25 protein-coding genes and 1 pseudogene are annotated in these 26,347 nt (G+C 62.2%); 14 read left to right on the top strand and 12 right to left on the bottom strand.

What is annotated here, in order from left to right:
• Positions 1-13 precede the first annotated feature (13 nt).
• Positions 14-658 (top strand): orotate phosphoribosyltransferase, encoded by a 645-nt coding sequence (gene pyrE / locus ACW9H9_RS08635; protein ID WP_457342732.1) that lies wholly within the window; start codon positions 14-16, stop codon positions 656-658.
• Positions 659-739: 81 nt separating this feature from the next.
• Here the strand turns inward: pyrE and argB are convergent, their stop codons facing one another.
• The 4 genes and pseudogenes from argB to coaBC all read right to left on the bottom strand — a co-directional run bounded on the left by argB (position 740) and on the right by coaBC (position 4,936).
• On the bottom strand, positions 740-1,645 hold the full coding sequence (gene argB / locus ACW9H9_RS08630; protein WP_457342731.1) for an acetylglutamate kinase: 906 nt from the start codon (positions 1,643-1,645) through the stop codon (positions 740-742).
• Between the two features lie 19 nt (positions 1,646-1,664).
• Positions 1,665-3,041: pseudogene (locus tag ACW9H9_RS08625) on the bottom strand (phosphomannomutase/phosphoglucomutase); the annotation flags it as partial.
• Positions 3,042-3,266: 225 nt separating this feature from the next.
• Positions 3,267-3,722: a dUTP diphosphatase gene (gene dut / locus ACW9H9_RS08620; protein ID WP_457342730.1), complete on the bottom strand. Its 456-nt coding sequence runs from the start codon at positions 3,720-3,722 to the stop codon at positions 3,267-3,269.
• Positions 3,723-3,727: 5 nt separating this feature from the next.
• The gene (gene coaBC / locus ACW9H9_RS08615; protein WP_457342729.1) at positions 3,728-4,936 is read right to left on the bottom strand and encodes a bifunctional phosphopantothenoylcysteine decarboxylase/phosphopantothenate--cysteine ligase CoaBC; all 1,209 of its coding nucleotides are present in this window, start codon (positions 4,934-4,936) and stop codon (positions 3,728-3,730) included.
• A 130-nt stretch (positions 4,937-5,066) separates the two neighbouring features.
• On the opposite strand from coaBC, the gene radC reads away from it, so the two are divergent.
• A complete protein-coding gene (gene radC / locus ACW9H9_RS08610) occupies positions 5,067-5,741 on the top strand; it encodes a RadC family protein (protein ID WP_457342728.1) in 675 nt (224 codons plus the stop codon).
• Positions 5,742-5,781: 40 nt separating this feature from the next.
• Here the strand turns inward: radC and ACW9H9_RS08605 are convergent, their stop codons facing one another.
• Complete coding sequence (locus ACW9H9_RS08605; RefSeq protein WP_457342727.1) at positions 5,782-7,374, bottom strand: ABC transporter substrate-binding protein; 1,593 nt, start codon at positions 7,372-7,374, stop codon at positions 5,782-5,784.
• Between the two features lie 449 nt (positions 7,375-7,823).
• Between ACW9H9_RS08605 and rpmB the strand changes: the two genes are divergently transcribed.
• Both rpmB and rpmG read left to right on the top strand, forming a co-directional pair.
• Positions 7,824-8,057, top strand: a complete 234-nt coding sequence (gene rpmB / locus ACW9H9_RS08600) for a 50S ribosomal protein L28 (RefSeq protein WP_457342726.1) — start codon at positions 7,824-7,826, stop codon at positions 8,055-8,057.
• Between the two features lie 11 nt (positions 8,058-8,068).
• The gene (rpmG, locus tag ACW9H9_RS08595; RefSeq protein WP_016772554.1) at positions 8,069-8,224 is read left to right on the top strand and encodes a 50S ribosomal protein L33; all 156 of its coding nucleotides are present in this window, start codon (positions 8,069-8,071) and stop codon (positions 8,222-8,224) included.
• Positions 8,225-8,289: 65 nt separating this feature from the next.
• On the opposite strand, the gene ACW9H9_RS08590 is transcribed toward rpmG, so the two are convergent.
• Positions 8,290-8,652: a cupin domain-containing protein gene (locus ACW9H9_RS08590; protein WP_457342725.1), complete on the bottom strand. Its 363-nt coding sequence runs from the start codon at positions 8,650-8,652 to the stop codon at positions 8,290-8,292.
• A 225-nt stretch (positions 8,653-8,877) separates the two neighbouring features.
• On the opposite strand from ACW9H9_RS08590, the gene ACW9H9_RS08585 reads away from it, so the two are divergent.
• Both ACW9H9_RS08585 and ACW9H9_RS08580 read left to right on the top strand, forming a co-directional pair.
• The gene (locus ACW9H9_RS08585; protein ID WP_457342724.1) at positions 8,878-10,371 is read left to right on the top strand and encodes an aldehyde dehydrogenase; all 1,494 of its coding nucleotides are present in this window, start codon (positions 8,878-8,880) and stop codon (positions 10,369-10,371) included.
• 144 nt (positions 10,372-10,515) lie between these two features.
• A complete protein-coding gene (locus tag ACW9H9_RS08580; protein ID WP_457342723.1) occupies positions 10,516-11,658 on the top strand; it encodes an MFS transporter in 1,143 nt (380 codons plus the stop codon).
• On the opposite strand, the gene ACW9H9_RS08575 is transcribed toward ACW9H9_RS08580, so the two are convergent.
• A complete protein-coding gene (locus ACW9H9_RS08575) occupies positions 11,659-13,215 on the bottom strand; it encodes a phospholipase D family protein (RefSeq protein ID WP_457342722.1) in 1,557 nt (518 codons plus the stop codon). It abuts the gene before it with no gap.
• Positions 13,216-13,277: 62 nt separating this feature from the next.
• Positions 13,278-14,702, bottom strand: coding sequence for an aminotransferase-like domain-containing protein (locus ACW9H9_RS08570; protein WP_457342721.1), 1,425 nt, complete (start codon positions 14,700-14,702; stop codon positions 13,278-13,280).
• A 166-nt stretch (positions 14,703-14,868) separates the two neighbouring features.
• Here ACW9H9_RS08570 and ACW9H9_RS08565 point away from each other — a divergent pair, with 166 nt between their 5' ends.
• Positions 14,869-15,096, top strand: coding sequence for a DUF1127 domain-containing protein (locus ACW9H9_RS08565; protein ID WP_457342720.1), 228 nt, complete (start codon positions 14,869-14,871; stop codon positions 15,094-15,096).
• Between the two features lies 1 nt (position 15,097).
• Here the strand turns inward: ACW9H9_RS08565 and ACW9H9_RS08560 are convergent, their stop codons facing one another.
• On the bottom strand, positions 15,098-16,390 hold the full coding sequence (locus tag ACW9H9_RS08560) for an NAD(P)/FAD-dependent oxidoreductase (RefSeq protein ID WP_457342719.1): 1,293 nt from the start codon (positions 16,388-16,390) through the stop codon (positions 15,098-15,100).
• 115 nt (positions 16,391-16,505) lie between these two features.
• Between ACW9H9_RS08560 and ACW9H9_RS08555 the strand changes: the two genes are divergently transcribed.
• A complete protein-coding gene (locus tag ACW9H9_RS08555; RefSeq protein ID WP_457342718.1) occupies positions 16,506-16,859 on the top strand; it encodes a YkgJ family cysteine cluster protein in 354 nt (117 codons plus the stop codon).
• A 6-nt stretch (positions 16,860-16,865) separates the two neighbouring features.
• On the opposite strand, the gene ACW9H9_RS08550 is transcribed toward ACW9H9_RS08555, so the two are convergent.
• Positions 16,866-17,354 carry an Lrp/AsnC ligand binding domain-containing protein gene (locus ACW9H9_RS08550; RefSeq protein WP_003176896.1) on the bottom strand — a complete coding sequence of 163 codons (489 nt, stop codon included), beginning with the start codon at positions 17,352-17,354 and terminating at the stop codon, positions 16,866-16,868.
• Positions 17,355-17,511: 157 nt separating this feature from the next.
• On the opposite strand from ACW9H9_RS08550, the gene dadA reads away from it, so the two are divergent.
• From dadA to ACW9H9_RS08520, 6 genes are all read left to right on the top strand, one after another.
• Positions 17,512-18,813: a D-amino acid dehydrogenase gene (gene dadA, locus ACW9H9_RS08545; RefSeq protein ID WP_457342717.1), complete on the top strand. Its 1,302-nt coding sequence runs from the start codon at positions 17,512-17,514 to the stop codon at positions 18,811-18,813.
• Positions 18,785-19,138 carry a RidA family protein gene (locus ACW9H9_RS08540; protein WP_457342716.1) on the top strand — a complete coding sequence of 118 codons (354 nt, stop codon included), beginning with the start codon at positions 18,785-18,787 and terminating at the stop codon, positions 19,136-19,138. The genes dadA and ACW9H9_RS08540 overlap by 29 nt, the downstream gene beginning before the upstream one ends.
• 76 nt (positions 19,139-19,214) lie before the next feature.
• The gene (gene alr / locus ACW9H9_RS08535) at positions 19,215-20,288 is read left to right on the top strand and encodes an alanine racemase (RefSeq protein ID WP_457342715.1); all 1,074 of its coding nucleotides are present in this window, start codon (positions 19,215-19,217) and stop codon (positions 20,286-20,288) included.
• Positions 20,289-20,404: 116 nt separating this feature from the next.
• Positions 20,405-20,953: a cupin domain-containing protein gene (locus tag ACW9H9_RS08530; protein WP_017135864.1), complete on the top strand. Its 549-nt coding sequence runs from the start codon at positions 20,405-20,407 to the stop codon at positions 20,951-20,953.
• A 181-nt stretch (positions 20,954-21,134) separates the two neighbouring features.
• Positions 21,135-21,548 carry a c-type cytochrome gene (locus tag ACW9H9_RS08525; RefSeq protein WP_457342792.1) on the top strand — a complete coding sequence of 138 codons (414 nt, stop codon included), beginning with the start codon at positions 21,135-21,137 and terminating at the stop codon, positions 21,546-21,548.
• Between the two features lie 134 nt (positions 21,549-21,682).
• Positions 21,683-23,605: an acetyl-CoA hydrolase/transferase C-terminal domain-containing protein gene (locus tag ACW9H9_RS08520; RefSeq protein ID WP_457342714.1), complete on the top strand. Its 1,923-nt coding sequence runs from the start codon at positions 21,683-21,685 to the stop codon at positions 23,603-23,605.
• 69 nt (positions 23,606-23,674) lie between these two features.
• On the opposite strand, the gene ACW9H9_RS08515 is transcribed toward ACW9H9_RS08520, so the two are convergent.
• The gene (locus tag ACW9H9_RS08515; RefSeq protein WP_457342713.1) at positions 23,675-24,247 is read right to left on the bottom strand and encodes a xanthine phosphoribosyltransferase; all 573 of its coding nucleotides are present in this window, start codon (positions 24,245-24,247) and stop codon (positions 23,675-23,677) included.
• A 57-nt stretch (positions 24,248-24,304) separates the two neighbouring features.
• Positions 24,305-26,314 (bottom strand): DNA helicase Rep, encoded by a 2,010-nt coding sequence (gene rep, locus ACW9H9_RS08510; protein ID WP_457342712.1) that lies wholly within the window; start codon positions 26,312-26,314, stop codon positions 24,305-24,307.
• Positions 26,315-26,347: the final 33 nt, after the last annotated feature.

Here is a 26,347-nt window from a genome sequence, read left to right as displayed (position 1 = left end):
TGAGGCTTTTTTCATGCAGGCGTATCAACGCGATTTCATTCGTTTTGCCATCGATCGCGGCGTTTTGCGCTTCGGTGAGTTCACCCTCAAGTCCGGTCGCACCAGCCCGTACTTCTTTAACGCCGGCTTGTTCAATTCGGGTGCTGCCCTGGCGCAATTGGGTCGTTTTTATGCGGCAGCCATCGTTGAGAGCGGCATTGCCTTCGACGTGCTCTTTGGCCCGGCCTACAAAGGTATCCCGTTGGCCGCCGCCACTGCCGTGGCCCTGGCCGAGCATCATGGGCAGGACGTGCCGTGGTGCTTCAACCGCAAGGAAGCCAAGGCCCATGGCGAAGGGGGCAGCCTGGTCGGCGCGCCGCTCAAGGGTAATGTGTTGATCATCGACGACGTGATCACCGCTGGCACGGCCATTCGTGAAGTGATGCAGATCATCGGCTCCCAGGACGGTGCAACGGCCGCGGGCGTGCTGATCGCGCTGAACCGCCAGGAGCGCGGCAACGGTGAGCTGTCGGCGATCCAGGAAGTGGAGCGTGACTTCGGCATTCCGGTGGTGAGCATCGTGTCGTTGAACCAGGTGTTGCAGTTCCTTGAAGACGATGCGCAGCTCAAGCAGCATTTGCCTGCGGTGAAAGCCTACCGCGAGCAGTTCGGCGTGTGACACCCACGCGGTTGCGTGACGGCTGTTGAAATAAAAAAGACCCCGCTCAACCTGGTTGAGCGGGGTCTTTTGTTTTCAGCGTTAGGAGCGCTTGCGGTTGCTGATCAGCGTGCCCATGCCGGTGTCGGTGAAGATCTCCAGCAGGACCGCATTCGGCACCCGGCCATCAATGATCAACGAGCTGCCCACGCCGCCCTGCACCGCTTCCAGTGCACAGCGGATCTTGGGCAGCATGCCGCCGTAGATGGTGCCGTCTGCGATCAGACCGTCGACCTGTTGAGTGGTCAGGCCGGTCAACACCTTGCCTTCCTTGTCCATCAGGCCGGCAATGTTGGTCAGCAGCATCAGCTTTTCAGCTTTGAGTGCCTCGGCAACCTTGCCAGCCACCAGGTCGGCGTTGATGTTGTACGACTCACCGTTGGCGCCCACACCGATGGGCGCGATCACCGGGATGAAGTCGCCTTTCACCAGCAGGTTCAGCAGGTCGGTGTTCACGCCGACCACTTCACCCACCTGGCCGATGTCGATGATTTCCGGCTGGGTCATCTCCGGGGTCTGGCGGGTGACGGTCAGTTTTTTCGCCCGGATCAGCTCCGCGTCCTTGCCGGTGAGGCCGATGGCGCTGCCGCCATGACGGTTGATCAGGTTCACAATGTCCTTGTTCACCTGGCCGCCCAGCACCATCTCGACCACGTCCATGGTCTGCGCGTCGGTGACGCGCATGCCGTCGATGAAGTGACTCTCGATGGACAGGCGCTTGAGCAGGTCACCGATTTGCGGGCCGCCACCGTGTACCACCACCGGGTTGATCCCCACGGCTTTCATCAACACGATGTCGCGGGCAAAGCCGGTTTTCAGCTCGTCGCTTTCCATGGCATTGCCGCCGTACTTGATCACCAGCGTTTTGCCGACATAGCGTCGAATGTAAGGCAACGCTTCGGAAAGAACTTTGGCGGTGTTGGCAGCGGCTTCGCGTTCGAGGGTCATTCAGGGCTCCGGTAAAAAATCAGAACGGTAGTTGGAGATCAGGGGCAACACGTTTCAACTGGGCGTGGAACACGTCCTTGATGCGCTGCAACTGCGCCTCGGTATCCGCCTCGAAACGCAGTACCAGCACCGGGGTGGTGTTGGACGCGCGAACCAGGCCCCAGCCTTGGGCGTAATCGACTCGCACACCATCAATGGTGGTCAGGTTGGCGCCTTCGCCCCATTGCGCATCGTGCAGTGCGTCAATGATGCTGAATTTGCTCTCCTCGGTCACATGGATATTGATCTCTGGCGTAGAAATATCATTGGGGAACGTCTCGAACAGCTCTTCAGCCGTGGATTTTTCCTTGCTGAGGATCTCCAGCAGACGGGCGGCGCTGTAAATGCCGTCGTCAAAGCCGAACCAGCGCTCCTTGAAGAACACGTGCCCGCTCATTTCGCCGGCCAGCAGCGCCCCGGTTTCCTTCATTTTCTTTTTGATCAACGAGTGACCGGTCTTCCACATCAGCGGGCGGCCGCCGTATTCCTTGATCAGCGGGCTCAGGCGGCGGGTGCACTTCACGTCAAAGATGATTTCGGCATTCGGGTTGCGCGCCACCACGTCGCGGGCGAACAGCATCAGCAGGCGATCGGGGAACACGATGCTGCCGGTGTTGGTCACCACGCCCACGCGGTCACCGTCGCCGTCAAAGGCCAGGCCCACATCGGCGCCCACTTCGTGAACCTTGGCGATCAGGTCTTCCAGGTTTTCAGGCTTGCCCGGGTCCGGGTGGTGGTTGGGGAAGTTGCCGTCCACCTCGCAGAACAGCGGGATCACTTCGCAGTTCAGGGCTTCGAACAGTTGCGGGGCGATCACGCCAGCCGCGCCGTTGCCGCAGTCCACCACCACTTTCAGGCGGCGCTCGAGCTTGACGTCACGGGTGATTTCATCCGAGTAACGCTCAAGAATATCGACTTTGGTGATGGTGCCCGGGCCGCTGGTCAGGTCGTTGGTCTTCAGGCGAGTGTGCAGCGCCTGGATCTGTTCGTTGGCCAGGGTGTCGCCAGCGATCACGATCTTGAAACCGTTGTAGTCCGACGGGTTGTGGCTGCCGGTGAGCATCACGCCGGACTTGCCGGCCAGCACATTGGCGGCGTAATACAGCGCTGGCGTCGGCACCAGGCCCACGTCGCTCACATGGCAGCCGCTGTCGGCCAGGCCCTGGATCAGTTGTTCCACCAGCTCTGGGCCGGACAGGCGGCCGTCACGGCCTACAGAAACGTTGGGCTCGCCCTGGGCCAGGCTCTGGGCGCCAATGGCGCGGCCGATCCAATAAGCGGTTTCGGCGGTCAGGGTCTTGGGGACCACGCCACGGATGTCATAGGCGCGAAAGATGCTGTCGGGAAAGCTTGGGGCGACTCGGGCTGGGTTGCTCATTGCGGGGAAAACTCCATTTGAAAGGGGCATGGCAGGGCTGAGTGTTGCAGAGCGGCAGGCTCAAGTTGAAGCGTAAGACGGCATTTTTTGTAGAGAGTTCGTGGTGCAAAAGTGCCATCGGTGCCCGGTTGTGCGCATTCTTTGTCCTTAAAGTCCGTGCGTAAGTGTCAGGCCGGGCAGGGCGCCCGGCCTGGTCCCGCATCGTCAGTGGCTACCCGAATGGCCAAAACCGCCTGCACCGCGTTGTGTCTCGTCAAAGGTCTGGACCAGTTCGAAATGCGCCTGCACCACCGGCACCAGCACCAGTTGCGCAATGCGCTCGCCGACCACGATGTTGAACGCGGTCTGGCCACGGTTCCAGCACGACACCATCAGTTCGCCCTGGTAGTCGGAGTCGATCAGGCCGACCAGGTTGCCCAGCACGATGCCATGTTTATGGCCCAGGCCCGAGCGCGGCAGGATCAGCGCCGCCAGGCCCGGGTCGCCCACGTAAATCGACAGCCCAGTGGGGATCAGGACGGTCTGGCCCGGCTCAAGCAGCGTGTCTTGCTTGAGCATGGCGCGCAGGTCGAGGCCGGCGGAGCCTGGGGTGGCGTAGGCGGGCAGTGGAAATTCCTGGCCCAGGCGCGGGTCTAGGATCTTGGCTTGCAAAGCGTGCATGTGAATTAAACCTGGTTCAGCCGTTGGGCGATAAAAGAGATCAGTTGGCGGGCAATCTTGCCCTTGCTGGTCTGGGCGAAAAGGGTGGCGTGCAGGTCGCGGTCAATCACGCTGCAGGCGTTTTCCTCGCTGTTGAAGCCGATGCTCGGGTTGGCGACATCGTTGGCAACGATCAGGTCGAGGTTTTTGTCTTTCAATTTGCGTGCGGCGTAGTCCAGCAAGTGTTCGGTTTCGGCGGCGAAACCGACGCTGAACGGGCGGTCGGGACGGGTGGCGATCGTGGCCAGGATGTCCGGGTTGCGCACCATTTGCAGGAGCAGGCCGTCACCGCTTGTAGGGTCTTTCTTGAGCTTTTGCGGTGCGATGACTTCCGGGCGGTAGTCCGCCACCGCTGCCGAGGCGATAAACAGGTCGCAGGGAATCGCCGCTTCACAGGCCGCAAGCATGTCGCGGGCGCTGACGACGTCGATCCGCGTGACGCGGTCAGGTGTCGGCAAATGCACCGGGCCGGTAATCAGCGTGACCCGAGCGCCTGCCTCGACCGCAGCCTCTGCCAAAGCAAAGCCCATTTTCCCTGAGCTATGGTTGGTGATGTAGCGCACCGGGTCGATGTTTTCCTGGGTCGGGCCTGCGGTAATCAGCACGTGTTTGCCGGTCAGGGCCAGGTGCTGGAAGCACTCGGCAGCGCACAGCGCGAGGTCGGTGGTTTCCAGCATGCGGCCCAGGCCCACGTCGCCACAGGCCTGGCTGCCCGAGGCAGGGCCGAACACCTTGATGCCGCGGCTTTGTAGCAGTTGGGTGTTGGCCTGGGTGGCCGGGTCGCGCCACATGGCCTGATTCATGGCCGGGGCGATGGCGACGGTGGCGTCGGTGGCCAGCACCAGGGTGGTCAGCAGGTCATTGGCGATGCCCTGGGCCAGGCGGGCGATCAGGTCGGCGGTGGCCGGGGCGATCAACACCAGGTCGGCCCACTTGGCCAGCTCGATGTGGCCCATGGCGGCTTCGGCGGCCGGGTCGAGCAGGTCCAGGTGAACCGGGTGGCCGGACAAGGCCTGCATGGTCAGCGGGGTGATGAACTCGCTGCCGCCACGGGTCATGACCACGCGGACTTCGGCGCCCTGATCCAGGAGCCGGCGAACCAGCTCTGCGCTTTTGTAGGCGGCAATCCCGCCGCCGACGCCGAGCACGATGCGTTTCCGATACAGACGCTGCATTGGCTTGCCTTTCCAGTTCAGTGATGGCGTTGTGACCTCCCCTCCCCAGGGAAAATCACACGCAAAAAGAGCGGCCTAAGATACCACAGCGCCCGCCATGCAACAGGGGGCGCGTGCACAGGGAGGTGCCATGAGTATTCGTGATTGGCCTGCGGCGGAGCGCCCGCGGGAGAAGCTGTTGGAGCAGGGTGCGGCGAGCTTGTCGGACGCTGAATTGCTGGCGATTTTCTTGCGTACCGGTGTGTCGGGCAAAAGCGCCGTGGACCTGGCGCGTCACCTGCTGGGGCAGTTTGGCAGCCTGCGGGCGTTGATGGAGGCCCAGCAACCGGTGTTCAACCGACACCTGGGCCTGGGCCCGGCCAAGTTTGCCCAGTTACAGGCGGTACTGGAAATGGCCCGGCGCCACCTGGCCGAATGCGTGCGCAACGATTCGGCGCTGGAAAGCCCGATCGCAGTGCGCGATTACCTCAAGGCGCTGTTGCGCCATGAGCCCCATGAGGTCTTCGGTTGCCTGTTTCTGGACTCCCAGCACCGGGTATTGGGCTTTGAAAAGCTGTTCCAGGGCACCATCGACCGTGCCACCGTCTACCCTCGGCAGGTGGTCAAGCGCGCCCTGGACTACAACGCCGCCGCGCTGATCCTGTGCCACAACCACCCTTCCGGTAACCCGCAACCCAGCCAGACCGACCGAAAAATGACCCGGGACCTGCAAAAGGCCCTGACCCTGGTGGATGTGCGGGTGCTGGACCACATCATCGTGGGCGACGGCGACCCGCTGTCGATGTCCGAGTACGGCTGGATGTAGCGGGCGCAGTGGCCAGGCTCAAGCGGGCGCTTCACAGGGTTTACGGCTTGATGCTCACCTTGGAAAAATCCTGGCGACCGAACGGGCTCACCTGATACCCGTCCACATTTTTGCGGGTCAAGGCAAACGCTGTGGGGTGGGCCAGGGGCAGCCAGAGCGCCTGTTGCTGGATCTGGGCCTGGGCCTGTTGATACAGCTTGCTGCGCACACCTTGTTCGCTGGTGGTTTTGCCAGCGCTGATCAGTTTGTCCAGTGCCGGGTCGCAGTAACGGGCGAAGTTGGTGCCGGATTTCACGGCCGCGCAAGAGAATTGCGGGGTGAGGAAGTTGTCTGGGTCACCGTTGTCGCCCGCCCAGCCCATGAACAGCAGGTCATGCTCGCCCGCCTTGGCGCGGCGGATCAGCTCGCCCCATTCGATCACGCGAATGTCCGCTTGAATGCCGATCTTGGCGAGGTCCGCTTGCAGCAATTGTGCGCCCAGGCTGGGGTTGGGGTTGAGCAGGCTGCCCGAAGGCCGGGTCCAGAGGGTGGTCTTGAAACCGTCCTTGAGCCCTGCGCGTTCCAGCAGCGCTTTGGCTTTGGCGATGTCCTGTGGATAACCCGGCAACTCGCTGGCATAACTCCAGGTGTTGGGCGGGTAAACACCGTTGGCCGCCTCGGCGGTGCCCTCGAAGACGGCTTTCAGGTAACTGGCTTTATCAAAGGCCAGGTTGATCGCCTGGCGCACTTCCGGCTTGTCCAGTGGTGGGTGCTGGCTGTTGATCGCCACAAAGGCGGTCATGAAGGCGGCGGTTTTTTCCACCTTGAGGCTGGCGTCCGCCTGGGCGGCGGTTACATCCAGCGGTTTGGGCGACAGGGCGATCTGGCATTCGTCCCGGCGCAGGCGCTGCAAGCGCACGTTGGCGTCCGGGGTGATGGCGAAGATCAGGTTATCCACCGCCGGTTTGCCAGCGAAATAGTCCGGGTTGGCTTTGTAGCGAATCGACGCGTCTTTCTGAAACCGCCCGAAAATGAACGGGCCGGTCCCGATGGGCTGGCTGTTGAGCAGTTCGGGCGTGCCGGCCTTGAGCAGTTTGTCGGCATATTCGGCCGAATAGATCGAGGCAAAACCCATGCTCAGCGCGGCCAGGAAGGTCGAATCGGCGTGATCGAGGGTGAAGCGCACGGTGAGCGGGTCCAGGGCGTCGATCTTCTTGATCAGTGCAGGCAACTGCAGCGATTGCGCGTGTGGGAAGCCGCTTTGGGCGATTTTGTGCCACGGGTTGGCCGGGTCGAGCATGCGCTCGAAGCTTAGGCGTACGTCTTCGGCCGTCAGCGTGCGGCTTGGGGTGAAATAGTCCGTGCGGTGAAATTTCACGCCTGGGTGCAGCTTGAAGGTGTAGGTCAGCCCGTCCGGCGACACCTCCCAGCTGTCCGCCAGGCTGGGGACCAGCTTGCCGTGCTCGGCATCGAAGTCCACCAGGCGGTTCATCAATACGTCCGCCGAGGCGTTGGTGGTGGTCAGCGAGTTGTATTGCACCACGTCGAACCCTTCCGGGCTGGCTTCGGTGCAGACACTCAGCGTACTGGCCGCCTGAGCCAGGGGGGCGATAAAAAGAGGGGCGAGCAATAGCGGTAGGGCTGCGAGACGCATATTGGGTTTTCCTTTGCAGGTCGAAGGCCCATCTGCAAGTGCAGTCTGGAAAAGTCCTACCGTAGTGGGCGAAATCGCAAATGACTAGCCTATTTTTAACAGTGCCTGGCCCTTCAAGGCTGTTTTGAGGGCGCCCCGGGGCATTTGACCTGGCCCCTTTGCGGGCTTTAAACCACCCCGTGCGACGAATGGTCGGCGTTGACAGCGGCCCCTGCCTGCAACGGTCCGGGCGTTGCTGGTCAATATTTACGCGTGTAAAAACACACGGGTTGTTGTTGCACTGGGGTCTTTCTGGTATAAAGCAGCGCTCTTTTCTAGGGGCCCGGTTCCTTCGCTTGTAGGTGTAGCCGGTAAGACCCTAAAGAAACGCGGCGCCTGGCGCCAAATGACTGAGAGATTAAGCGGCCAACCCATGCCGGGTTGGGCATGTGGTTTTAGAGGGCTGAGGCATGTCGAGAGTCTGTCAAGTTACCGGTAAGGGTCCGGTGACTGGGAATAACATTTCCCACGCAAATAACAAAACCCGTCGTCGTTTCCTGCCGAACCTGCAGCATCACCGCTTCTGGGTCGAGTCCGAGAAGCGTTTTGTGCGTCTGCGCGTATCTGCCAAAGGCATGCGTATCATCGACAAGCGCGGCATTGATGTCGTTCTGGTCGAACTCCGCCGCGATGGCAAGATCTAAGGGAGCTAATCATGCGTGAATTGATTCGTTTGATTTCGAGCGCCGGTACTGGTCACTTCTACACTACCGACAAGAACAAGCGCACTACTCCGGACAAAATCGAGATCAAGAAATATGATCCGGTTGTTCGTAAGCACGTGATGTACAAAGAAGGCAAAATCAAGTAATTGATTTTCCTTGTAAAAAAGCCCGTATCTCGCGATACGGGCTTTTTTTTGCGTGGCGTAAATGATCAGGCTTTCTGCTCGAACACCACGTAGATCTTGCGGCAGTTTTCCAGCACTTCCCAAGTGCCGCTGAAACCGGCAGGGATCACAAAGCGGTCACCGGCGCGCAAGGTCTTGGCGTTGCCCTCGGCGTCGCGCAGCACAGAAACACCCTGCACGATTTCGCAGTACTCGTGCTCGGTGTAATTGACCTTCCATTGGCCGACGTCACCCTCCCAGACCCCGGCGCTCATCTGGCCGCACGGGCTGTTGTAGTGGTTGTAGACGGTTTGCTCGGGATCGCCCTTGAGGATTTTTTCTGCGGCGGGACGGTAGCGGTCAGGGTCGGTCCTGGCCTGGCTGAAATCCACGATAGTCTGAATGTTCATAAGCGTGTCCCGTCTGGCCTGCCGTTGGAAAGTCCAAAGTCTATGTTTATTAAAATGAACATCGCAAGGGCGTTTGCCGCGTGTTTGTCAAATATATTGAAACATTCATGGCCGCTGGTTTAGGGTGGCAGCTGCCTCGAGCCGAGCAGATGGCGAGGCAAGCATTCTTCAAAGGCGTCCGGGCAGTGGCCCGACCCTTGTATTCAACAAGAGGAGGAGATTCGCATGACCACCCTGACTCGTGCCGATTGGGAACAACGCGCCAAGGATCTGAAGATCGAAGGCCGCGCTTACATCAACGGCGAATACACCGATTCTGTTTCTGGCGACACCTTTGAATGCCTCAGCCCGGTCGATGGCCGCCTGCTGGCCACTGTTGCCGCCTGTGACGTCGCCGACGCCCAGCGCGCCGTGGAAAACGCCCGCGCGACGTTCAACTCCGGCGTGTGGTCGCGCCTCGCGCCGGCCAAGCGTAAGGCCGTGATGATCCGTTTCGCAGGCTTGCTCAAGACCAACGCCGAAGAGCTGGCACTGCTTGAAACCCTGGACATGGGCAAGCCCATCAGCGACTCCCTCCACATCGACGTCCCCGGCGCGGCGCAGGCCCTGAGCTGGAGCGGCGAGGCCATCGACAAGATCTACGACGAAGTGGCCGCCACCCCCCATGACCAATTGGGCCTGGTGACCCGCGAGCCCGTGGGCGTCGTCGGGGCCATCGTGCCGTGGAACTTCCCGCTGATGATGGCCTGCTGGAAACTGGGGCCTGCGTTGTCGACCGGTAACTCGATCATTCTCAAGCCGTCGGAAAAGTCGCCGCTGACCGCCATCCGCATCGCGGCCCTGGCCGTCGAGGCCGGTATCCCGAAAGGCGTGTTCAACGTGCTGCCGGGCTACGGCCACACCGTGGGCAACGCCCTGGCCGTGCACATGGACGTCGACACCCTGGTGTTCACCGGCTCCACCAAAATCGCCAAGCAGCTGTTGATCCGTTCCGGCGAATCGAACATGAAGCGCGTCTGGCTCGAAGCGGGCGGCAAGAGCCCCAACATCGTGTTTGCCGATGCCCCGGACCTGCAAGCCGCCGCTGAATCGGCCGCCAGCGCCATCGCCTTCAACCAGGGCGAAGTGTGCACCGCGGGCTCGCGCCTGCTGGTCGAGCGTTCGATCAAGGACACCTTCCTGCCGCTGGTGATCGAGGCCCTCAAGGGCTGGAAGCCGGGCAACCCGCTGGACCCGGCCACCAACGTCGGCGCCCTGGTGGACACCCAGCAGATGAACACGGTGCTGTCGTATATCGAAGCCGGGCATGCCGATGGCGCCAAGCTGGTGGCTGGCGGCAAGCGCACGTTGCAGGAAACCGGTGGCACCTACGTGGAGCCGACGATTTTCGACGGCGTGACCAATGCCATGAAAATCGCCCAGGAAGAGATCTTCGGCCCGGTACTGTCGGTGATCACCTTTGACAGCGCTGAAGAAGCCATCGCCATCGCCAACGACACCCAGTACGGCCTGGCCGCGGCGGTGTGGACTGCCGATATCTCCAAGGCGCACCTGACCGCCAAGGCTTTGCGCGCCGGCAGCGTGTGGGTCAACCAGTACGACGGCGGCGACATGACCGCGCCGTTTGGTGGTTTCAAGCAGTCGGGTAACGGCCGCGACAAGTCGCTGCATGCCTTCGACAAGTACACCGAGCTGAAGGCGACCTGGATCAAGTTGTAAGCAATACCCTCGCTCCGCTGTAGGAGTGAGCTTGTGTGGGAGTCGGGCTTGTCCGCGATCGCAACACCGCAAGGTGCTTGCCTGGCGGGTGAGCCCGACTCCCACATTGTTTTGTACGGTTTCATGATCCACAGGAGCGTGGAAATGCGTTGGGCGACTTACTTCGCCGTCCTGGCCTCGGTATTGAGCGTCGGTTTGGCCTTGGGCGTCAGCATGCCGCTGGTATCGCTGCGCCTGGAAAGCTGGGGCTATGGCAGCTTCGCGATCGGCGTGATGGCTGCCATGCCCGCATTTGGTGTACTGCTGGGGGCCAAGATTTCCAGCCGCCTGGCCTCGCGATTCGGCACCGCGAACCTGATGCGCCTATGCCTGTGGGCCGGGGCGCTTTCTCTCGGCTTGCTGGCGGTGCTGCCCAGCTACCCGGTGTGGTTGGTCATGCGCCTGCTGATCGGGGTGATCCTGACCATCGTGTTCATCCTCGGCGAAAGCTGGATCAACCAACTGGTGGTGGAGCAATGGCGCGGCCGCTTGGTAGCCTTGTATGGCTGCAGCTACGCGTTGAGCCAGCTGTCTGGGCCGCTGTTGTTGGGCGCGCTGGGCACCGATAACGATGCGGGTTTCTGGGTGGGCGTGGGCCTGTTGATCGTCTCGCCGCTGTTGCTGTTGGGCCGCAGCGGCGCACCTTCTGCCGAATCATTCAGTGTCACCTTTGGCGACCTGTGGCGCTTTTGCCGGGGCTTGCCGGCGATCGCCTGGGCGGTGGCCTTGTTCGCCGCCTTTGAGGCGATGATTCTGACGCTGCTGCCGGTGTATTGCCTGCAACAGGGCTTTACTGCCGAGGTTGCCTTGGCGATGGTCAGCACGGTGGTCGTGGGGGATGCGTTGTTGCAGTTGCCGATTGGCGCGCTGGCAGACTACCTGCCCCGGCGGGCGCTGTTTTTTGGCTGTGCGCTGCTGCTGTTGGCCTCCAGCCTGACGATCCCGTTGGTGTTGCACACCGTTTTGATCTGGCCGGTGTGGGTGTTGTTTGGCGCCAGCGCGGGCGGTTTGTTTACCTTGTCGCTGATCCTGATTGGCGAGCGTTATCGCGACGATGCGCTGGTGCGGGCCAATGCCCACGTGGCGCAACTGTGGGGCATCGGTTGCCTGATCGGGCCGTTGGTGGCGGGGGCCGGTAGCCAGTGGATCAGCGGGCAGGCGTTGCCGTTGTTGATGGCCGCCGGAGCGGCGGGGCTGGTGCTGTTGCTGATGCGCCAGGGGGCATTTGGCGCCGCCCAGCCCGCCTAGTTACAGCAGGCGCTCCAGCCCGACGGTGGTGGCGAACCAGGCATTGAACCTGCGCCACCAATTGCCGGGTTCACGGGTCAGGGTGTGCAGTTGGCCGTTGTCTTCCGTCACCCACACCACATGGCCATCCTGCAATACCGGTTGATAGCTCAAGGCAGGCGCCATGCCCTCCAGCGCCAGGTTGCGCACGTGTTCGGCCAACTCGGGGCTGTCCACCAGCACCCCGACTTCGGTGTTCCACAGCACCGAGCGTGGGTCGAAGTTGAAGGAGCCGATAAACGACTTTTCCCGGTCAAAGATCATCGCTTTGCTGTGCAGGCTGGAATCGGAGCCATGGAACGTGCCCTTGCGAAACAGGTGCGGGCCGCTGCCACCGCTGTCGCCCGGCTGGCGACGCAACTCGTAGAGCTTCACCCCGTGTTCCAGCAGCGCCTTGCGATACGGCGCATAGCCGCCATGCACCGCCGGGACGTCGGTGGCCTCCAGCGAGTTGGTCAGCAGGCTCACCGACACCCCGGCGTCGGCGCGGCCCGTGAGGTAGACAAAGCCCGGTTGCCCCGGCACAAAGTACGCCGAGATCATCATCAGCTCATGGTGCACGCCTTGCAGTTCCGGGCCCAGTTGGGTGGTGAGCAGCAACCTGGGGTCCGGGTCGGCCTTGGCCAGTACTTTGCTCGGTGCATCCCACAACGCCTGGTTCCAGGCCCAGATCAGCTCGCTGCGCCAGAGGTCCATGCGCGGCTGGGTCTTGTAGGCCCGCAGGCGGTTATAGAGGGCGTGGTGTTGCTGGCGCGCCTCGGCCAGCGAGTCGGCCAGGCGTGCCCGGGCCTGGGTCAGGTCGCCCGGGGTGGCGCTGCTCACGAAGTCGCCGATGGGTTTGCTCAGGGCGCTGTTCCAGTACTGGTCGAAGCTGTGCCCCAGTTGCTCGGCCACTGGTCCCACGCTGAGCATGTCGATGTCGGTGAAGTTCAGGTTGGGCTCGGCGTCGAAGTATTCGTCGCCCAGGTTGCGCCCGCCCACAATGGCCACGCTGTTGTCCGCCAGCCACAGCTTGTTGTGCATGCGCCGGTGTTGCAGGGACAGATCGAACAGCCGCGCCATTGCCCGGGTGACGCCGGTGCTGCGGCCCAGGTGCAGCGGGTTGAACAGGCGGATCTGGATCTGCGGGTGGGCGGCGAGGGTGGCGATGAGCTGGTCCAGGCCGTCGCTGGTGGTGTCGTCCAACAGGATGCGGATACGCACGCCACGGTCGGCGGCCTTGAGCAGTTCGTCCACCAGCATGCGCGTGCTGATGCCGTCGTGCACGATGTAGTACTGCAGGTCGAGGCTCGTTTGGGCGTTGCGAATCAGCTCGGCGCGGGCCATGAAAGCTTCGCTGCTGTTGGGCAGCAGGCGAAACCCCGACCGGCCCCGATACGGCGCCGCCTGGGCCTGGATCGAGCGCCCGAACGAGGAACTCGCCGCTGGCAGCGCCTGGCTGGGGGTGCGGGGCGGGTCCAGGCTGGCGCAGCCGCCCAGTATTCCCAGCAGGAAAAACGCTAAAAGCCGACGGATCATCAAAGGTGGGGTTTCCGGATCAGGGCGGTGGTCGGCATATGACGGCCAATTCCCGTAAAAGGTCAGTCCATGGCGTGGGCCAGCAAACGGATGGCGGCGGCGCCGACTTTGCGCACCGCCTCTTCGATCTGTGGCGTTGGCTTGGCAGCGTAGTTCATGCGCAGGCAGTTCCTGTACTTGCCGGACGCAGAAAAGATGCTTCCCACAGCAATCTGTACACCTTCCTCGACCAGCACCCGGTTGAGCTTCAGGGTGTCGAACCCCTCCGGCAATTCCACCCACAGCATAAAGCTGCCTTGGGGACGGCTGGCGCGGGTGCCCGCCGGGAAATAGCGGGTGATCCAATCGATCATCACGTCGCGATTGCGTTGGTATTGGCTGCGCATGCGCCGCACATGAGGCTCGAAGTGGCCATTTTCTAAAAACTCGGCGATGGCGATCTGCGGCTGGGTCGCGGTGGCGCCGGTGCTGATGTATTTCATGTGCAGCACCCGTTCCAGATAACGCCCCGGCGCTACCCAGCCGATGCGCAGGCCGGGCGCCAGGGTTTTTGAGAAGGAGCTGCAGAGCAGGACGCGTCCGTCGTCATCGAAGGATTTGATCGTGCGGGGGCGCGGGTAGCTGTAGGCCAATTCGCCGTACACATCGTCTTCGATGATCGCCACGTCAAACCGCTGGGCCAGGGTCAGCAGGGCGCGTTTGCGCGACTCCGGCATGATGTAGCCCAGCGGGTTATTGCAGTTGGGGGTCAGCTGGATGACCTTGATCGGCCACTGTTCCAGGGCCAGTTCCAGGGCTTCCAGGCTGATGCCGGTGAGGGGGTCGGTTGGGATTTCCAGGGCTTTCATGCCCAGACCCTTGAGGGTCTGCATGGCGCCGTGAAAGCTTGGCGAATCGACGGCGACAATATCGCCCGGCTCGCAAATGGCATGCACGCTGGCCGACAGCGCCTCATGGCAGCCCGTGGTGATCACCAGCTCCTGGGAGGTCAACCGGCAACCGGAATCGAGCATCAGGCGGGCAATCTGTTCGCGTAATGCTTCATTGCCAAGGATGGTGTCGTAATACAGGCCGGGCAGGTCCTGGCGCCGACTTACCCGGGCCAGGCTGCGCAACAGGGGCGCCAGGGTGGGCGACAATACATCCGGCATGCCTCGGCCCAGCTGTAGGGTGTTTTTGTTGGGCACGGTGCGAATCAGGTCGAGCACCTGGTCCCACTGGGAAATTTCCACCGGGCGCTGGGCCGGGCGCCCTACCGCGGGCAGGGCCGGTAACTCACGGCTCACGGGCACAAAATACCCGGACTTCGGTTTCGGCATCGCCAGCCCGTTGTCTTCCAGCACGCGATAGGCCTGCTGCACGGTGCTCAAGCTCACCCCGTGTTCCACGCTCAAGGCGCGTACTGACGGCAGCCGGTCGCCGGGGTGATAAAAGCCTTGTTCGATGCGAGCGCCCAGCAATTGGGCGAGGTTAACGTACAGGTTCATGGCGCAGGCTCCGGGTTTACCAGTACAGAACGGGCGAAAATACAGGATTCAGTGGCGAGCGGGCAGTGTCTGTATGCTTTTAATACACAAAGGTTGAATCTGTCATGGTTTGGCTCAACAGACCATTCTAGACCCTCATGGCAACAGGCAAATGAGGGGCAGAAAAATGAACGGTTTGAGCGATGTGCGGCGGGGGTTACGCCATCAGGAACGGACGGCAGAGCCGGGCAGGGGGCGTTATGCGCTGTGCGGACTCAGCCGCTGGAGGCTGTTCTGGCTGCGTCGCCATACGCGCAAGGCCCTGCTGGACATGACCCCCGAGCAATTGCGCGACATCGGCCTGAGTGCCGAGCAGGCGCTGCGTGAAGGCATGAAGCCGTTCTGGCGCGGCTGAGTCAGGCCAGCTCTTTCAACCGGTGCCAGAGCATCCCCAGTGCCAGCAGTGGCGAGCGCAAATGTTTGCCGCCAGGAAAGGTGATGTGCGGCACCTTGGCGAACAGGTCGAAGCGCCCGCTTTGTTCACCGCTGATGGCTTCGCCCAGCAGTTTGCCGGCCAGGTGCGTGGCGTTGAGCCCGTGGCCCGCGTAGGCCTGGGCGTAATAGACGTTGGGTTGGTCGGCCAGGCGGCCGATCTGCGGCAAGCGGTTGGCGCCGATGCCGATCATGCCGCCCCACTGGTAGTCGATCTTCACGTCGGCCAGTTGCGGGAATACCTGCAGCATCTTGGGGCGCATGTAGGCGCCGATGTCCTTGGGGTCGCGACCGGAGTAATGGCAGGCGCCGCCAAACAGCAAGCGCCGGTCGGCAGAGAGGCGGAAGTAGTCCACGGTGACGCGCTGGTCGCACACGGCCATGTTTTGCGGCAGCAGGTCATGGGCCTGGGCCGGGCTCAACGGCTCGGTGGCGATGATGTAACTACCGGCGGGCAGGATTTTCCCGCTCAACTGCGGGTTGAGGCCGTTTATGTAGGCATTGCAGGCCAGCACCAGGGTCTTGGCGCGCACGCAGCCCTGTGCGGTGTGTACCTTGACCTCGGGGCCGTAGTCGATGCGCGTGACGGCGGACTGCTCAAACAACTGGACCCCCAGCTGTTGCGCGGCGGCGGCTTCACCCAGGGCCAGGTTGAGCGGGTGCAGGTGGCCCGAGCCCATGTCGATCATGCCGCCGACATAGCGGTTGGAACCGATCACGCTGGGCATGTCGGCGGCCTGCAACAGGCGCACTTCGTGGCGATAGCCCAGGCTGCGCAGTTCGTCGGCATCGGCGGCGAGGTGGTCCAGGTCGCGGGCTTTGTTGGCCAGGTCGCAGTAGCCCCAGGTCAGGTCGCAGGCGATCTGCGAGCGCTCGATGCGCTGGCGCACGATCTCTACCGCTTCCAGGCCCATCTGTTTCATCTGGCGCACGCCGTCGGCGCCGATCACCGGGGTGAACTGGTCGAGGCCATGACCGACGCCGCGTATCAGCTGGCCGCCGTTGCGCCCGCTGGCGCCCCACCCGATCTTGCGGGCCTCCACCAGCACCACGCGAAACCCGCGTTCGGCCAATTCCAGCGCGGTGTTCAACCCGGAAAAGCCGCCGCCGACCACGCACACATCCGCCACCTGTTCGCCTGTAAGCACCTTGTAATCGGGCTGTGGGACGCTGCTGGCGGCGTAGTAGGAATCAGTGTGCCGGGCGCTGGCGGTCATGGGGAGCATCCCTGTTTGGAAAATTTGACGCAGGATACAGCGCGCGGGCGAAGCTGTCTCGGCGCGGCGTTTTGCGGCAAAATCCGCCGCTGTTCGCCCCATGGAATCTGTTTTGATGAGTTGTAACCGGGAAAAAATCAGCACCCTGCGTCGGCAGATTCCGTCGTTCGACTGTGTGCCGGGCTGCCATGACTGTTGTGGGCCTGTGACCACCTCGACCGAGGAAATGTCGCGCCTGCCGCGCAAGACCGCTGCCGAGCAAGCGGCCGCCCTGGAGGCGCTGAACTGTGTGCGCCTGGGGCCCCACGGCTGCACGGTGTATGACGAGCGGCCGCTGATTTGCAGGCTGTTCGGCACCACGCCCAGCCTGCCGTGCCCCAACGATCGGCGCCCGGTTGAGTTGATCCATCCGCGGGTAGAAAAGCAGATTCACGCGTACATGGCCTCAACCCGCCAGGTCCTGGTCTGACAGGCCTCAGTCCGGGATCGGCAGGTTCAGGCTTTCCTTCACTTCTTCCATCACGATGTAGCTCTTGGACTCGCGCACATGGGGCAGTTTGAGCAGGATGTCGCCCAGCAACTTGCGGTATGAGGCCATTTCGGAAATGCGCGCCTTGACCAGGTAATCGAAGTCGCCCGACACCAGGTGGCACTCCAGCACATGCGGCAGTTTCAGCACGGCGCGTCGGAATTCTTCAAAGGTGTCGCCAGACTTGTAGTCCAGGCTGATCTCGACAAACACCAGCAGGCTGCCCTTGAGGTGTTGCGGGTTGAGGCGGGCGTTGTAACCCATGATGATGCCTTCGCGCTCCAGGCGCCGGACCCGCTCGGTGCAGGGCGTGGTCGACAGGCCGACCTTTTCGCCCAGTTCGGTAAACGAGATTCTTCCGTCGGTTTGCAATATGCGCAAAATGTTGCGGTCTATCTTGTCCAGTTCCCGTTTGGTCTGGGTGTTGGTGCGCATAGGGGATGCTCCTCCGTAAAAAGGCTTTTTGCCGAGAATTGTCGCCAAATATAGGCACTTATATAGTGAAATGCACTGGCAATTGCTTTTTATACTGCCCACAACTTTGCTCTGAACAACAAACGTCAGCGGCCCTTGCGGCAATGAGGATATAAAAATGCGCGTTCTGGTCTTGGGTAGCGGCGTCATTGGCGTGACGAGTGCCTACTATTTGGCACGGGCCGGCTTTGAAGTGGTGGTGGTGGACCGCCAACCGGCCGTGGCCATGGAGACCAGTTTTGCCAACGCCGGGCAGATCTCGCCGGGCTATGCCTCGCCCTGGGCTGCGCCGGGCGTGCCGTTCAAGGCGGTCAAATGGCTGATGGAACGCCACGCTCCGCTGGCCATCAAGGCCACTGCCGATATTGATCAATACCTGTGGATGGCGCAGATGCTGCGCAACTGCACGGCCAGCCGTTATGCGGTGAACAAGGAGCGCATGGTGCGCTTGTCCGAGTACAGCCGCGACTGCATGGACGAGCTGCGGGCCGAAACCGGTATTGCCTACGAAGGCCGAAGCCTGGGTACTACGCAGCTGTTCCGCACCCAGGCCCAACTGGACGGCGCGGCCAAAGACATCGCCGTGCTCAAGGAAACCGGCGTGCCGTTTGAAGTGCTCGACCGCGCTGGCATCGCCCGCGTCGAGCCCGCGCTGGCCAGCGTCACCGACATCCTCGCCGGTGCCCTGCGCTTGCCCAACGACCAGACCGGCGACTGCCAGATGTTCACCACCCGCCTGGCCGAGATGTGCAAGGCGCTGGGCGTGGAGTTTCGCTTCGAGCAAAACATCCAGCGCCTGGACCATGCCGGTGACCGTATCAACGGTGTGTGGATCGACGGCCAGCTGGAAACCGCCGACCGCTACGTGCTGGCCCTGGGCAGTTACTCGCCGCAAATGCTCAAGCCGTTGGGGATCAAGGCGCCGGTGTACCCGCTCAAGGGCTACTCGATGACCATCCCGATCACCAACGGGGCGATGGCGCCGACGTCGACCATTCTCGACGAAACCTACAAGATCGCGATCACCCGGTTCGACAACCGTATCCGGGTGGGCGGCATGGCTGAAATATCCGGTTTTGACCTGTCGCTCAAACAACCACGGCGCGAAACCCTGGAGATGGTCGTCAACGACCTTTATCCTCAGGGCGGCGATTTGAGCCAGGCCAGTTTCTGGACCGGCCTGCGCCCGGCGACCCCGGACGGCACGCCGATTGTCGGCGCCACGTCCTACAAAAACCTGTTCCTGAACACCGGCCACGGCACCCTCGGATGGACCATGGCCTGTGGTTCCGGTCGTTTCCTCGCCGACCTGATGGCCAAGAAAAAACCGCAGATCAGCGCCGAAGGCCTCGATATTTCCCGTTATGGCAACCACCAGGAGTCTGCGAAACATGTCCATTCAGCGCCAGCTCACTCATGAGCGCATGAGCCAGATCGTTGTTCACAACGCCACCGTGTACCTGGCGGGGCAAGTCGGCGACGACATGAGTGCCGGAATTGAGCAGCAAACCCGCGAAACCCTCGCCAACATCGAGCGTTTGCTGGACCTGGCGGGCACCGACAAGAGCAAATTGCTGTCGGTGACCATCTACCTCAAAGACATCGACGCGCACTTTGCCGGCATGAACGCGGTGTGGGACAAGTGGCTGCCAAAAGGCGTAGCCCCGGCCCGTGCCACCGTCGAGGCCAAGCTCTGCGAGCCGCAGATCCTGGTCGAGCTGTCGGTGGTGGCCGCGCTGCCTTAAACCTCTCCTCTCCCGCTGCCGACGGTGTTCGTCGGCAGCGGTTTTTCTTCTCCATGCTGCCTAGAAGCCTGCTGCCATGCGTCCTGCCCGTGCCCTGATCGACCTCCAGGCCCTGCGCCATAACTACCAACTGGCCCGTGACGTCACGGGGGCCCGTGCCCTCGCGGTGATCAAGGCCGACGCCTACGGCCATGGCGCCGTGCGCGTGGCCGAGGCGTTGCAGGCCCAGGCCGATGGTTTTGCCGTGGCCTGCATCGAGGAAGCGCTGGAGCTGCGCGCCGCCGGGATCCGTGGGCCGGTGTTGCTGCTGGAAGGTTTTTTTGAAGCCGACGAATTGCCGCTGATCATCGAGCATGACCTGTGGTGCGTGGTGCATTCGCTGTGGCAGCTCGATGCCATCGAACACGCCCGGCTGAGCAAGCCGCTGACCGTCTGGCTCAAGCTGGATTCGGGCATGCACCGGGTTGGCCTGCACCCCAAGGATTACCACGCGGCCTACCAGCGCCTGCTGGCCAGCGGCAAGGTGGCCAAGATCGTCCTGATGAGCCATTTCGCTCGCGCCGACGAGCTGGACTGCGTGCGCAGTGACGAACAAGTGGCGGTGTTTGAAGCGGCGCGCCAGGGCCTCTCGGCCGAGGTCAGCTTGCGTAATTCGCCGTCGGTGATGGGCTGGCCGAACGTTGCCAGCGACTGGGTGCGCCCGGGCATCATGCTCTACGGCTCGACCCCGTTTGGCGAAGACCAGGCCGTGGCCGACCGTTTGCAGCCGGTGATGACCCTGGAGTCCAAAATCATCTGCGTGCGCGAACTGCCCGCGGGCGAGCCGGTGGGGTATGGCGCCAAATTCGTCACGCCCAAGCCGATGCGCATCGGCGTGGTCGCCATGGGCTACGCCGACGGCTACCCGCGCCACGCGCCCACCGGCACGCCGGTGCAGGTGGCGGGCCAGCGCAGCCAACTGTTGGGGCGTGTGTCGATGGACATGCTGTGCGTCGACCTCACCGATATCCCGCAGGCCGGGCTGGGCGCCACGGTCGAGTTGTGGGGCAAACACATCCTGGCCAGCGACGTGGCCGCGGCGGCCGACACCATTCCCTACCAGCTCTTCTGCAATTTGCGCCGGGTGCCAAGGCTCTATTCCGGCTTTTAGCCACTACGCACGAATGGCGCCGTCCGTGATTTAGGTCCAAGTGTTGTAAATACTGAACGCTGTCGCCATGATAACGCTCAATTTCATCACGACCTGAATCCTGGGAGGCTCCCGCATTGGACGTCGGCGAACGACTGCAATCCATCCGTAAACTGAAAGGTCTTTCCCAGCGTGAGCTTGCCAAGCGCGCGGGCGTCACCAACAGCACCATTTCGATGATCGAAAAAAACAGTGTCAGCCCCTCGATCAGCTCCTTGCGCAAGGTGCTGGGCGGCATTCCCATGTCCATGGTCGAGTTCTTTTCCGAGGAGATCCTCCAGGAAAAACCGACCCAGATCGTCTATAAAGCCAATGAGCTGATCGACATCTCCGACGGCGCCGTCACCATGAAACTGGTGGGTCGGGCGCACCCCAGCCGGGCCATCGCGTTTCTCAACGAGATCTACCCACCGGGCGCCGACACGGGCGAAGAGATGCTCACCCACGAGGGCGAAGAAACCGGGATTCTGGTGGAAGGGCGCCTGGAACTGGTGGTAGGGCTTGAAACTTTTGTGCTCGAAGCGGGCGATAGCTACTACTTTGAAAGCACCAAGCCCCATCGTTTTCGCAACCCGTTCGACGTGCCGGCGCGACTGATCAGCGCAGCCACACCCGCGAACTTTTAAGAACAGAGGCGCCCTGCCTGCCCGGCAGAGGAACCCGATGAAGGAAACGCCGTGGTGAATGCCCCTTTGGTTAATAGGGTTGTTTCAGCGCGGCGGGCTACCCGCTATACTTTCGCCGCTTGCGAAACCGTGGCCGCAAGCGTGAATAGCCACCATTGAGGGTGAACGCGTGAACCTAATTATGAAAATGCTGGCTGCACCAGCAACCGTACTGGCCCTGTGGGCCGTGAGCGCTCAAGCGGCGACCAACGACGACATCGCCAAGCGCCTGGAGCCTGTGGGCCAGGTCTGCGTTCAAGGGCAAGAATGCAAGGGCATGGACGTGGCCGTGGCCGCAGGTGGCGGCGGCGCTAAAACGCCGGACGACATCATCGCCAAACACTGCAACGCCTGCCACGGCACCGGCCTGCTGGGCGCGCCGAAAATCGGCGACACCGCCGCCTGGAAAGACCGCGCCGACCACCAGGGCGGCCTCGACGGCCTGCTGGCCAAGGCCATCACCGGCCTGAACGCCATGCCGCCCAAAGGCACCTGCGCCGATTGCTCGGATGACGAGCTCAAGGGTGCGATCGAGAAGATGTCGGGCCTCAAGTAAACCGACCTCTGCCCAAAAGCCGCTGCCCAGCGGCTTTTTTGTACCTGGGGTTTTTCATTGCGGGCTGTTCTTTGCAGCAAACACCCGGCAAGCTCGGTCCAACCCCCATTCATGGAACGTTCGGGAGAAGTCGGATGGTGCAGTTGTGTTCAATCGAGCAAGCGGTCGACGACATACTGGCACGGCTGCCAGCGCATATTCACATGGGCCTGCCGCTGGGCCTGGGCAAGCCCAACCTGTTCGTCAACGCGCTGTACCGGCGCATCGCCAAGCTGCCAGACCGGGCGCTGACGATTTACACGGCGCTGACCCTGGGCCGGCCCCCGTTGGGCGATGGCTTGCAGAAGCGCTTTCTCGAACCGTTCATTGCGCGGGTTTTTGGGGATTACCCAGAGCTCGACTGTCTGGCCGACCTGCACAAAGACAGCCTGCCCGCCAATATCCGCGTGCAGCAGTTTTTCATGCAGCCCGGCAGCCTGCTGCACAGTGCGCCCGCCCAGCACGATTACGTGAGCAGCAATTACAGCCACGCCGCCCGTGACATCAACGCGGCAGGCCTGAACCTGGTGGCGCAATTGGTGGCCAGCAGCAGCGAACACCCCGACCGCCTGAGCCTGAGCTGCAACCCCGACATCACCCTGGACCTGCTGCCCATGATCGCCAAGCGCCGCGAGGCGGGGGAAACGATCCTGGTCGTGGGCCAGGTCCACAACGACTTGCCCTACATGCCCGGCGACGCCGAGCTGGGCATGGACGCCTTCGACCTGCTGATCGACGCCAAGGACAGCACCACGCTGTTTTCCACACCCAACATGCCGGTGGGGTTCCAGGACCATTTCATTGGGTTGCACGCCAGCACCCTGGTGCGTGACGGCGGCACCTTGCAGATCGGCATCGGCTCCATGGGTGACGCGCTCACCGCCGCCCTGCTGGCGCGCCAGGCCGACAACGAAGCGTATCGCCTGCTGCTCACCGATCTGGACGTGTACCAATGGGCGCCGCTGATCAGCCATGAAGGCGGGGTCGCGTCGTTTGCCCAAGGCCTGTATGGCTGCAGCGAAATGTTCGTCAACGGCCTGCTGGTGCTGGCCGACGCGGGGATTATCCGGCGCAAGGTCTACCCGGACGTGGCCACGCAGGAACAGGCCAATGCGGGCACCCTGGATGAGGCCGCGCAGCCGGACGGGATCTCGATCCACGGCGGCTTCTTCCTGGGCCCGCGCAGTTTTTACCAGCGCCTTCAGGACTTGCCCCACAGCAAACGGCGGGAATTCAACATGACCCGCATCAGCTACATCAACGAGCTGTACGGCCAGGAACCGCTCAAGCGCCTGCAACGCCGGGATGCGCGGTTTATCAACAGCACCTTTACCGTGACCCTGCTCGGCGCAGGCGTGGCCGATCAGTTGGAAGACGGCCGCGTGCTCAGCGGCGTGGGCGGGCAATACAACTTCGTCGCCCAGGGCCATGCGCTGGAAGGCGCGCGTTCGATTCTGATCCTGCGCAGCTGGCGTGAGTCGGGCGGTGAGGTCAGCTCCAATATCGTCTGGGAGTACGGCCACTGCACCATCCCCCGCCACCTGCGGGACATCGTCATCACCGAATACGGCATCGCCGACCTGCGCGGGCAAACCGATGCCAAGGTGATCGAGGCGCTGCTGAACATCACCGACTCGCGCTTTCAGGACGAATTGATCAAGGCGGCGCAAAAGGCCGGCAAGCTGCCCGAGGGGTTTGCGCTGGCCCCCCGCTTTACCGACAACACCCCCGAGCGGCTGCTGGCGATTCAGGCGCGGCATGCACGGCTGTTCCCGGAGTACCCGCTGGGCTGTGACTTCAGTGACGAAGAGCGGGATCTGTTGCGTGCGTTGAACTGGCTCAAGAGCAAATTCAAGCTCACGGAGATACTGGAACTGGGCAAGGCGGCGCTCGATGCCCCTGAGCCTGAGGCGTTTGCCGCGCACCTGCAGCGGATGCGGCTGGACACGCCCGACGGTTTAAAACAAGACCTGTACCAGCGCCTGCTGCTCGCGGGCCTGCAGGCCACCGCTCACTGACGCGGCCCCGTGCTTGCGATGGCCTCGCAGCCATCGCATTTGTGCAAGGCGCAAACCCGCCCGTGCCTATTAGTCGATGAAGGTCACTACGCCATCGGCCAGGGATTTGACCCGGGCCAGCGATTCCACGCGATAGCCTTGAGCGTCCAGCTCCGCACGGCCGCCCTGGAACGATTTTTCGATCACAATGCCCAGGCCCGCGACGGTCGCGCCCGCCTGCTTGATGATCGAAATCAGCGCCTGGGAAGCCTTGCCGTTGGCCAGGAAGTCATCGATCACCAGCACGCGGTCGCTGCTGGTCAGGTGGCGCGGGGAAATCGCAACGGTGCTTTCGACCTTCTTGGTGAAGGAATACACGGTGGCCGACAACAGGTTTTCGGTCAGGGTCAGCGATTGCTGCTTGCGTGCAAAAATCACCGGCACGCCCAGGTTCAGGCCCGTCATGATCGCCGGTGCAATGCCCGAGGCTTCGATGGTGACGATCTTGGTGACGCCCGAATCCTTGAACAGCGCGGCAAATTCGTCGCCAATCAGCTTCATCAAGGCCGGGTCGATCTGGTGGTTCAAAAACGCGTCGACCTTGAGTACCTGATCGGAAAGCACGATGCCTTCTTCGCGAATTTTCTTATGCAGTGCTTCCACGAAAGCTTCCTCAAATGGCGCCGTTGGCGCCGAAAGTAGATTAAAAAGTCGTCGATTCTAGCGTTTTAACATCGCGCGTATATCGGCCAAAGCGGTGTTGCCGCGCACGGCTTTCACTTCGGTCGGGGTGTCGTCATTGCCTTCCCAGGCCAGGTCGTCCGGCGGCAGTTCGTCGAGGAACCTGCTGGGGGCACAATCGATGATCTCGCCGTATTGCTTGCGCTTGGCGGCAAAGGTGAAGGCCAGGGTCTGACGCGCGCGGGTAATGCCCACGTAGGCCAGGCGCCGTTCTTCCTCGATGGTGTCGGCTTCGATGCTGGAACGGTGCGGCAGGATTTCTTCTTCCATGCCCATGATGAACACGTAGGGAAATTCCAGGCCCTTGGACGCGTGCAAGGTCATCATCTGCACGCCTTCGGCGCCGTCTTCTTCCTCTTGCTGGCGTTCGAGCATGTCGCGCAGCACCAGCTTGCCGATCGCATCCTCGACGGTCATTTCGCCGTCTTCGTCTTTTTCCAGGGTGTTCTTCAAGGCCTCGATCAAGAACCACACGTTGCTCATGCGGTAATCGGCGGCCTTGTCGCTGGAACTGTTGGTGCGCAGCCAGTTTTCATAGTCGATGTCCATGACCATGCTGCGCAGGGCGCTGATTGGGTCTTCACCGGCGCACTGCTCGCGCACCTTGTCCATAAAGCGCTTGAAACGCGCCAGGCGGTCGGTGAAGCGGCTGTCCAGGTGTTCGCCCAGGCCGATTTCGTCGGTGGCGGCGTACATCGAGATCTTGCGTTCGGTGGCGTAGTTGCCGAGCTTTTCCAGGGTGGTGGAGCCGATTTCCCGGCGCGGCACGTTGATCACGCGCAAGAAGGCGTTGTCGTCGTCCGGGTTCACGATCAGGCGGAAGTAGGCCATCAGGTCCTTGACTTCCTGGCGCCCGAAAAAGCTGTTGCCGCCCGACAGGCGATACGGCACCTGGTGGTGCTGCAATTTCAGCTCGATCAGCTTGGCCTGGTAGTTGCCGCGGTACAGGATCGCAAAGTCGCTGTAGGGCCGGTCGGTGCGCAAGTGCAGGCTGAGGATTTCCATGGCCACGCGCTCGGCTTCGGCGTCTTCGTTGCGACAGCGGATCACGCGGATCTCGTCGCCATGGCCCATCTCGCTCCACAGCTGTTTTTCGAACTCGTGGGGGTTGTTGGAAATGAGCACGTTGGCGCAGCGCAGGATACGGCTGGTGGAGCGGTAGTTCTGCTCCAGCATCACCACTTTCAACGACGGGTAGTCGTCCTTGAGCAGCATCAGGTTTTCCGGGCGGGCGCCGCGCCAGGCGTAGATCGACTGGTCGTCGTCGCCCACCACGGTGAACTGGTTGCGCTTGCCGATGAGCATTTTCACCAGCAAATACTGGCTGGCGTTGGTGTCCTGGTATTCGTCCACCAGCAGGTAGCGCACCTTGTTCTGCCACTTTTCGAGCACGTCGGCGTGTTCCTCGAACAGCTTCACGGGCTGCAGGATCAGGTCGTCGAAGTCCACCGCGTTAAACGCCTTGAGCGTGCGCTGGTAGTGGGTGTAGACGATGGCGGCGGTCTGCTCCTTGGGGTTGCGCGCGTTTTCCAGGGCCTGGGCGGGCAGGATCAGGTCGTTTTTCCAGGCGCCGATCATGTTCTTGATCTCGTCCACGCCGTCGTCGCCCGCGTACTCCTTTTGCATGATGTCGGTCATCAGGGCTTTCACGTCGGTTTCATCGAAGATCGAGAAACCGGGCTTGTAGCCCAGCCGCGCATGCTCCTTGCGGATGATGTTCAGGCCCAGGTTGTGAAAGGTGCACACCGTGAGGCCACGGCCTTCACCGGCGCGCAGCAGGGTGCCGACGCGCTCTTTCATTTCCCGCGCCGCCTTGTTGGTAAAGGTCATGGCGACGATGTACTGGGCACGGATGCCGCAGTGCTGGATCAGGTGCGCGATCTTGCGGGTGATCACACTGGTCTTGCCGGAGCCGGCACCGGCGAGCACCAATAGAGGGCCGCCGACGTAGTTCACGGCTTCTTGCTGCCGGGGATTGAGTCGGGACATACGAAAATTCGGGAGTCGTTATTCAAAAGGGCG

It is taken from the genome of Pseudomonas sp. SDO5215_S409, assembly GCF_054071325.1.
This window is presented reverse-complemented; position numbering and strand designations above follow the sequence as displayed.

Coding starts and splice junctions, on each gene's coding strand:
- pyrE (WP_457342732.1), top strand. CDS start 14: ATGCAGGCGTATCAACGCGATTTCATTCGTTTTGCCATCGATCGCGGC.
- argB (WP_457342731.1), bottom strand. CDS start 1,645: ATGACCCTCGAACGCGAAGCCGCTGCCAACACCGCCAAAGTTCTTTCC.
- dut (WP_457342730.1), bottom strand. CDS start 3,722: ATGCACGCTTTGCAAGCCAAGATCCTAGACCCGCGCCTGGGCCAGGAA.
- coaBC (WP_457342729.1), bottom strand. CDS start 4,936: ATGCAGCGTCTGTATCGGAAACGCATCGTGCTCGGCGTCGGCGGCGGG.
- radC (WP_457342728.1), top strand. CDS start 5,067: ATGAGTATTCGTGATTGGCCTGCGGCGGAGCGCCCGCGGGAGAAGCTG.
- ACW9H9_RS08605 (WP_457342727.1), bottom strand. CDS start 7,374: ATGCGTCTCGCAGCCCTACCGCTATTGCTCGCCCCTCTTTTTATCGCC.
- rpmB (WP_457342726.1), top strand. CDS start 7,824: ATGTCGAGAGTCTGTCAAGTTACCGGTAAGGGTCCGGTGACTGGGAAT.
- rpmG (WP_016772554.1), top strand. CDS start 8,069: ATGCGTGAATTGATTCGTTTGATTTCGAGCGCCGGTACTGGTCACTTC.
- ACW9H9_RS08590 (WP_457342725.1), bottom strand. CDS start 8,652: ATGAACATTCAGACTATCGTGGATTTCAGCCAGGCCAGGACCGACCCT.
- ACW9H9_RS08585 (WP_457342724.1), top strand. CDS start 8,878: ATGACCACCCTGACTCGTGCCGATTGGGAACAACGCGCCAAGGATCTG.
- ACW9H9_RS08580 (WP_457342723.1), top strand. CDS start 10,516: ATGCGTTGGGCGACTTACTTCGCCGTCCTGGCCTCGGTATTGAGCGTC.
- ACW9H9_RS08575 (WP_457342722.1), bottom strand. CDS start 13,215: ATGATCCGTCGGCTTTTAGCGTTTTTCCTGCTGGGAATACTGGGCGGC.
- ACW9H9_RS08570 (WP_457342721.1), bottom strand. CDS start 14,702: ATGAACCTGTACGTTAACCTCGCCCAATTGCTGGGCGCTCGCATCGAA.
- ACW9H9_RS08565 (WP_457342720.1), top strand. CDS start 14,869: ATGAACGGTTTGAGCGATGTGCGGCGGGGGTTACGCCATCAGGAACGG.
- ACW9H9_RS08560 (WP_457342719.1), bottom strand. CDS start 16,390: ATGACCGCCAGCGCCCGGCACACTGATTCCTACTACGCCGCCAGCAGC.
- ACW9H9_RS08555 (WP_457342718.1), top strand. CDS start 16,506: ATGAGTTGTAACCGGGAAAAAATCAGCACCCTGCGTCGGCAGATTCCG.
- ACW9H9_RS08550 (WP_003176896.1), bottom strand. CDS start 17,354: ATGCGCACCAACACCCAGACCAAACGGGAACTGGACAAGATAGACCGC.
- dadA (WP_457342717.1), top strand. CDS start 17,512: ATGCGCGTTCTGGTCTTGGGTAGCGGCGTCATTGGCGTGACGAGTGCC.
- ACW9H9_RS08540 (WP_457342716.1), top strand. CDS start 18,785: ATGTCCATTCAGCGCCAGCTCACTCATGAGCGCATGAGCCAGATCGTT.
- alr (WP_457342715.1), top strand. CDS start 19,215: ATGCGTCCTGCCCGTGCCCTGATCGACCTCCAGGCCCTGCGCCATAAC.
- ACW9H9_RS08525 (WP_457342792.1), top strand. CDS start 21,135: ATGAAAATGCTGGCTGCACCAGCAACCGTACTGGCCCTGTGGGCCGTG.
- ACW9H9_RS08520 (WP_457342714.1), top strand. CDS start 21,683: ATGGTGCAGTTGTGTTCAATCGAGCAAGCGGTCGACGACATACTGGCA.
- rep (WP_457342712.1), bottom strand. CDS start 26,314: ATGTCCCGACTCAATCCCCGGCAGCAAGAAGCCGTGAACTACGTCGGC.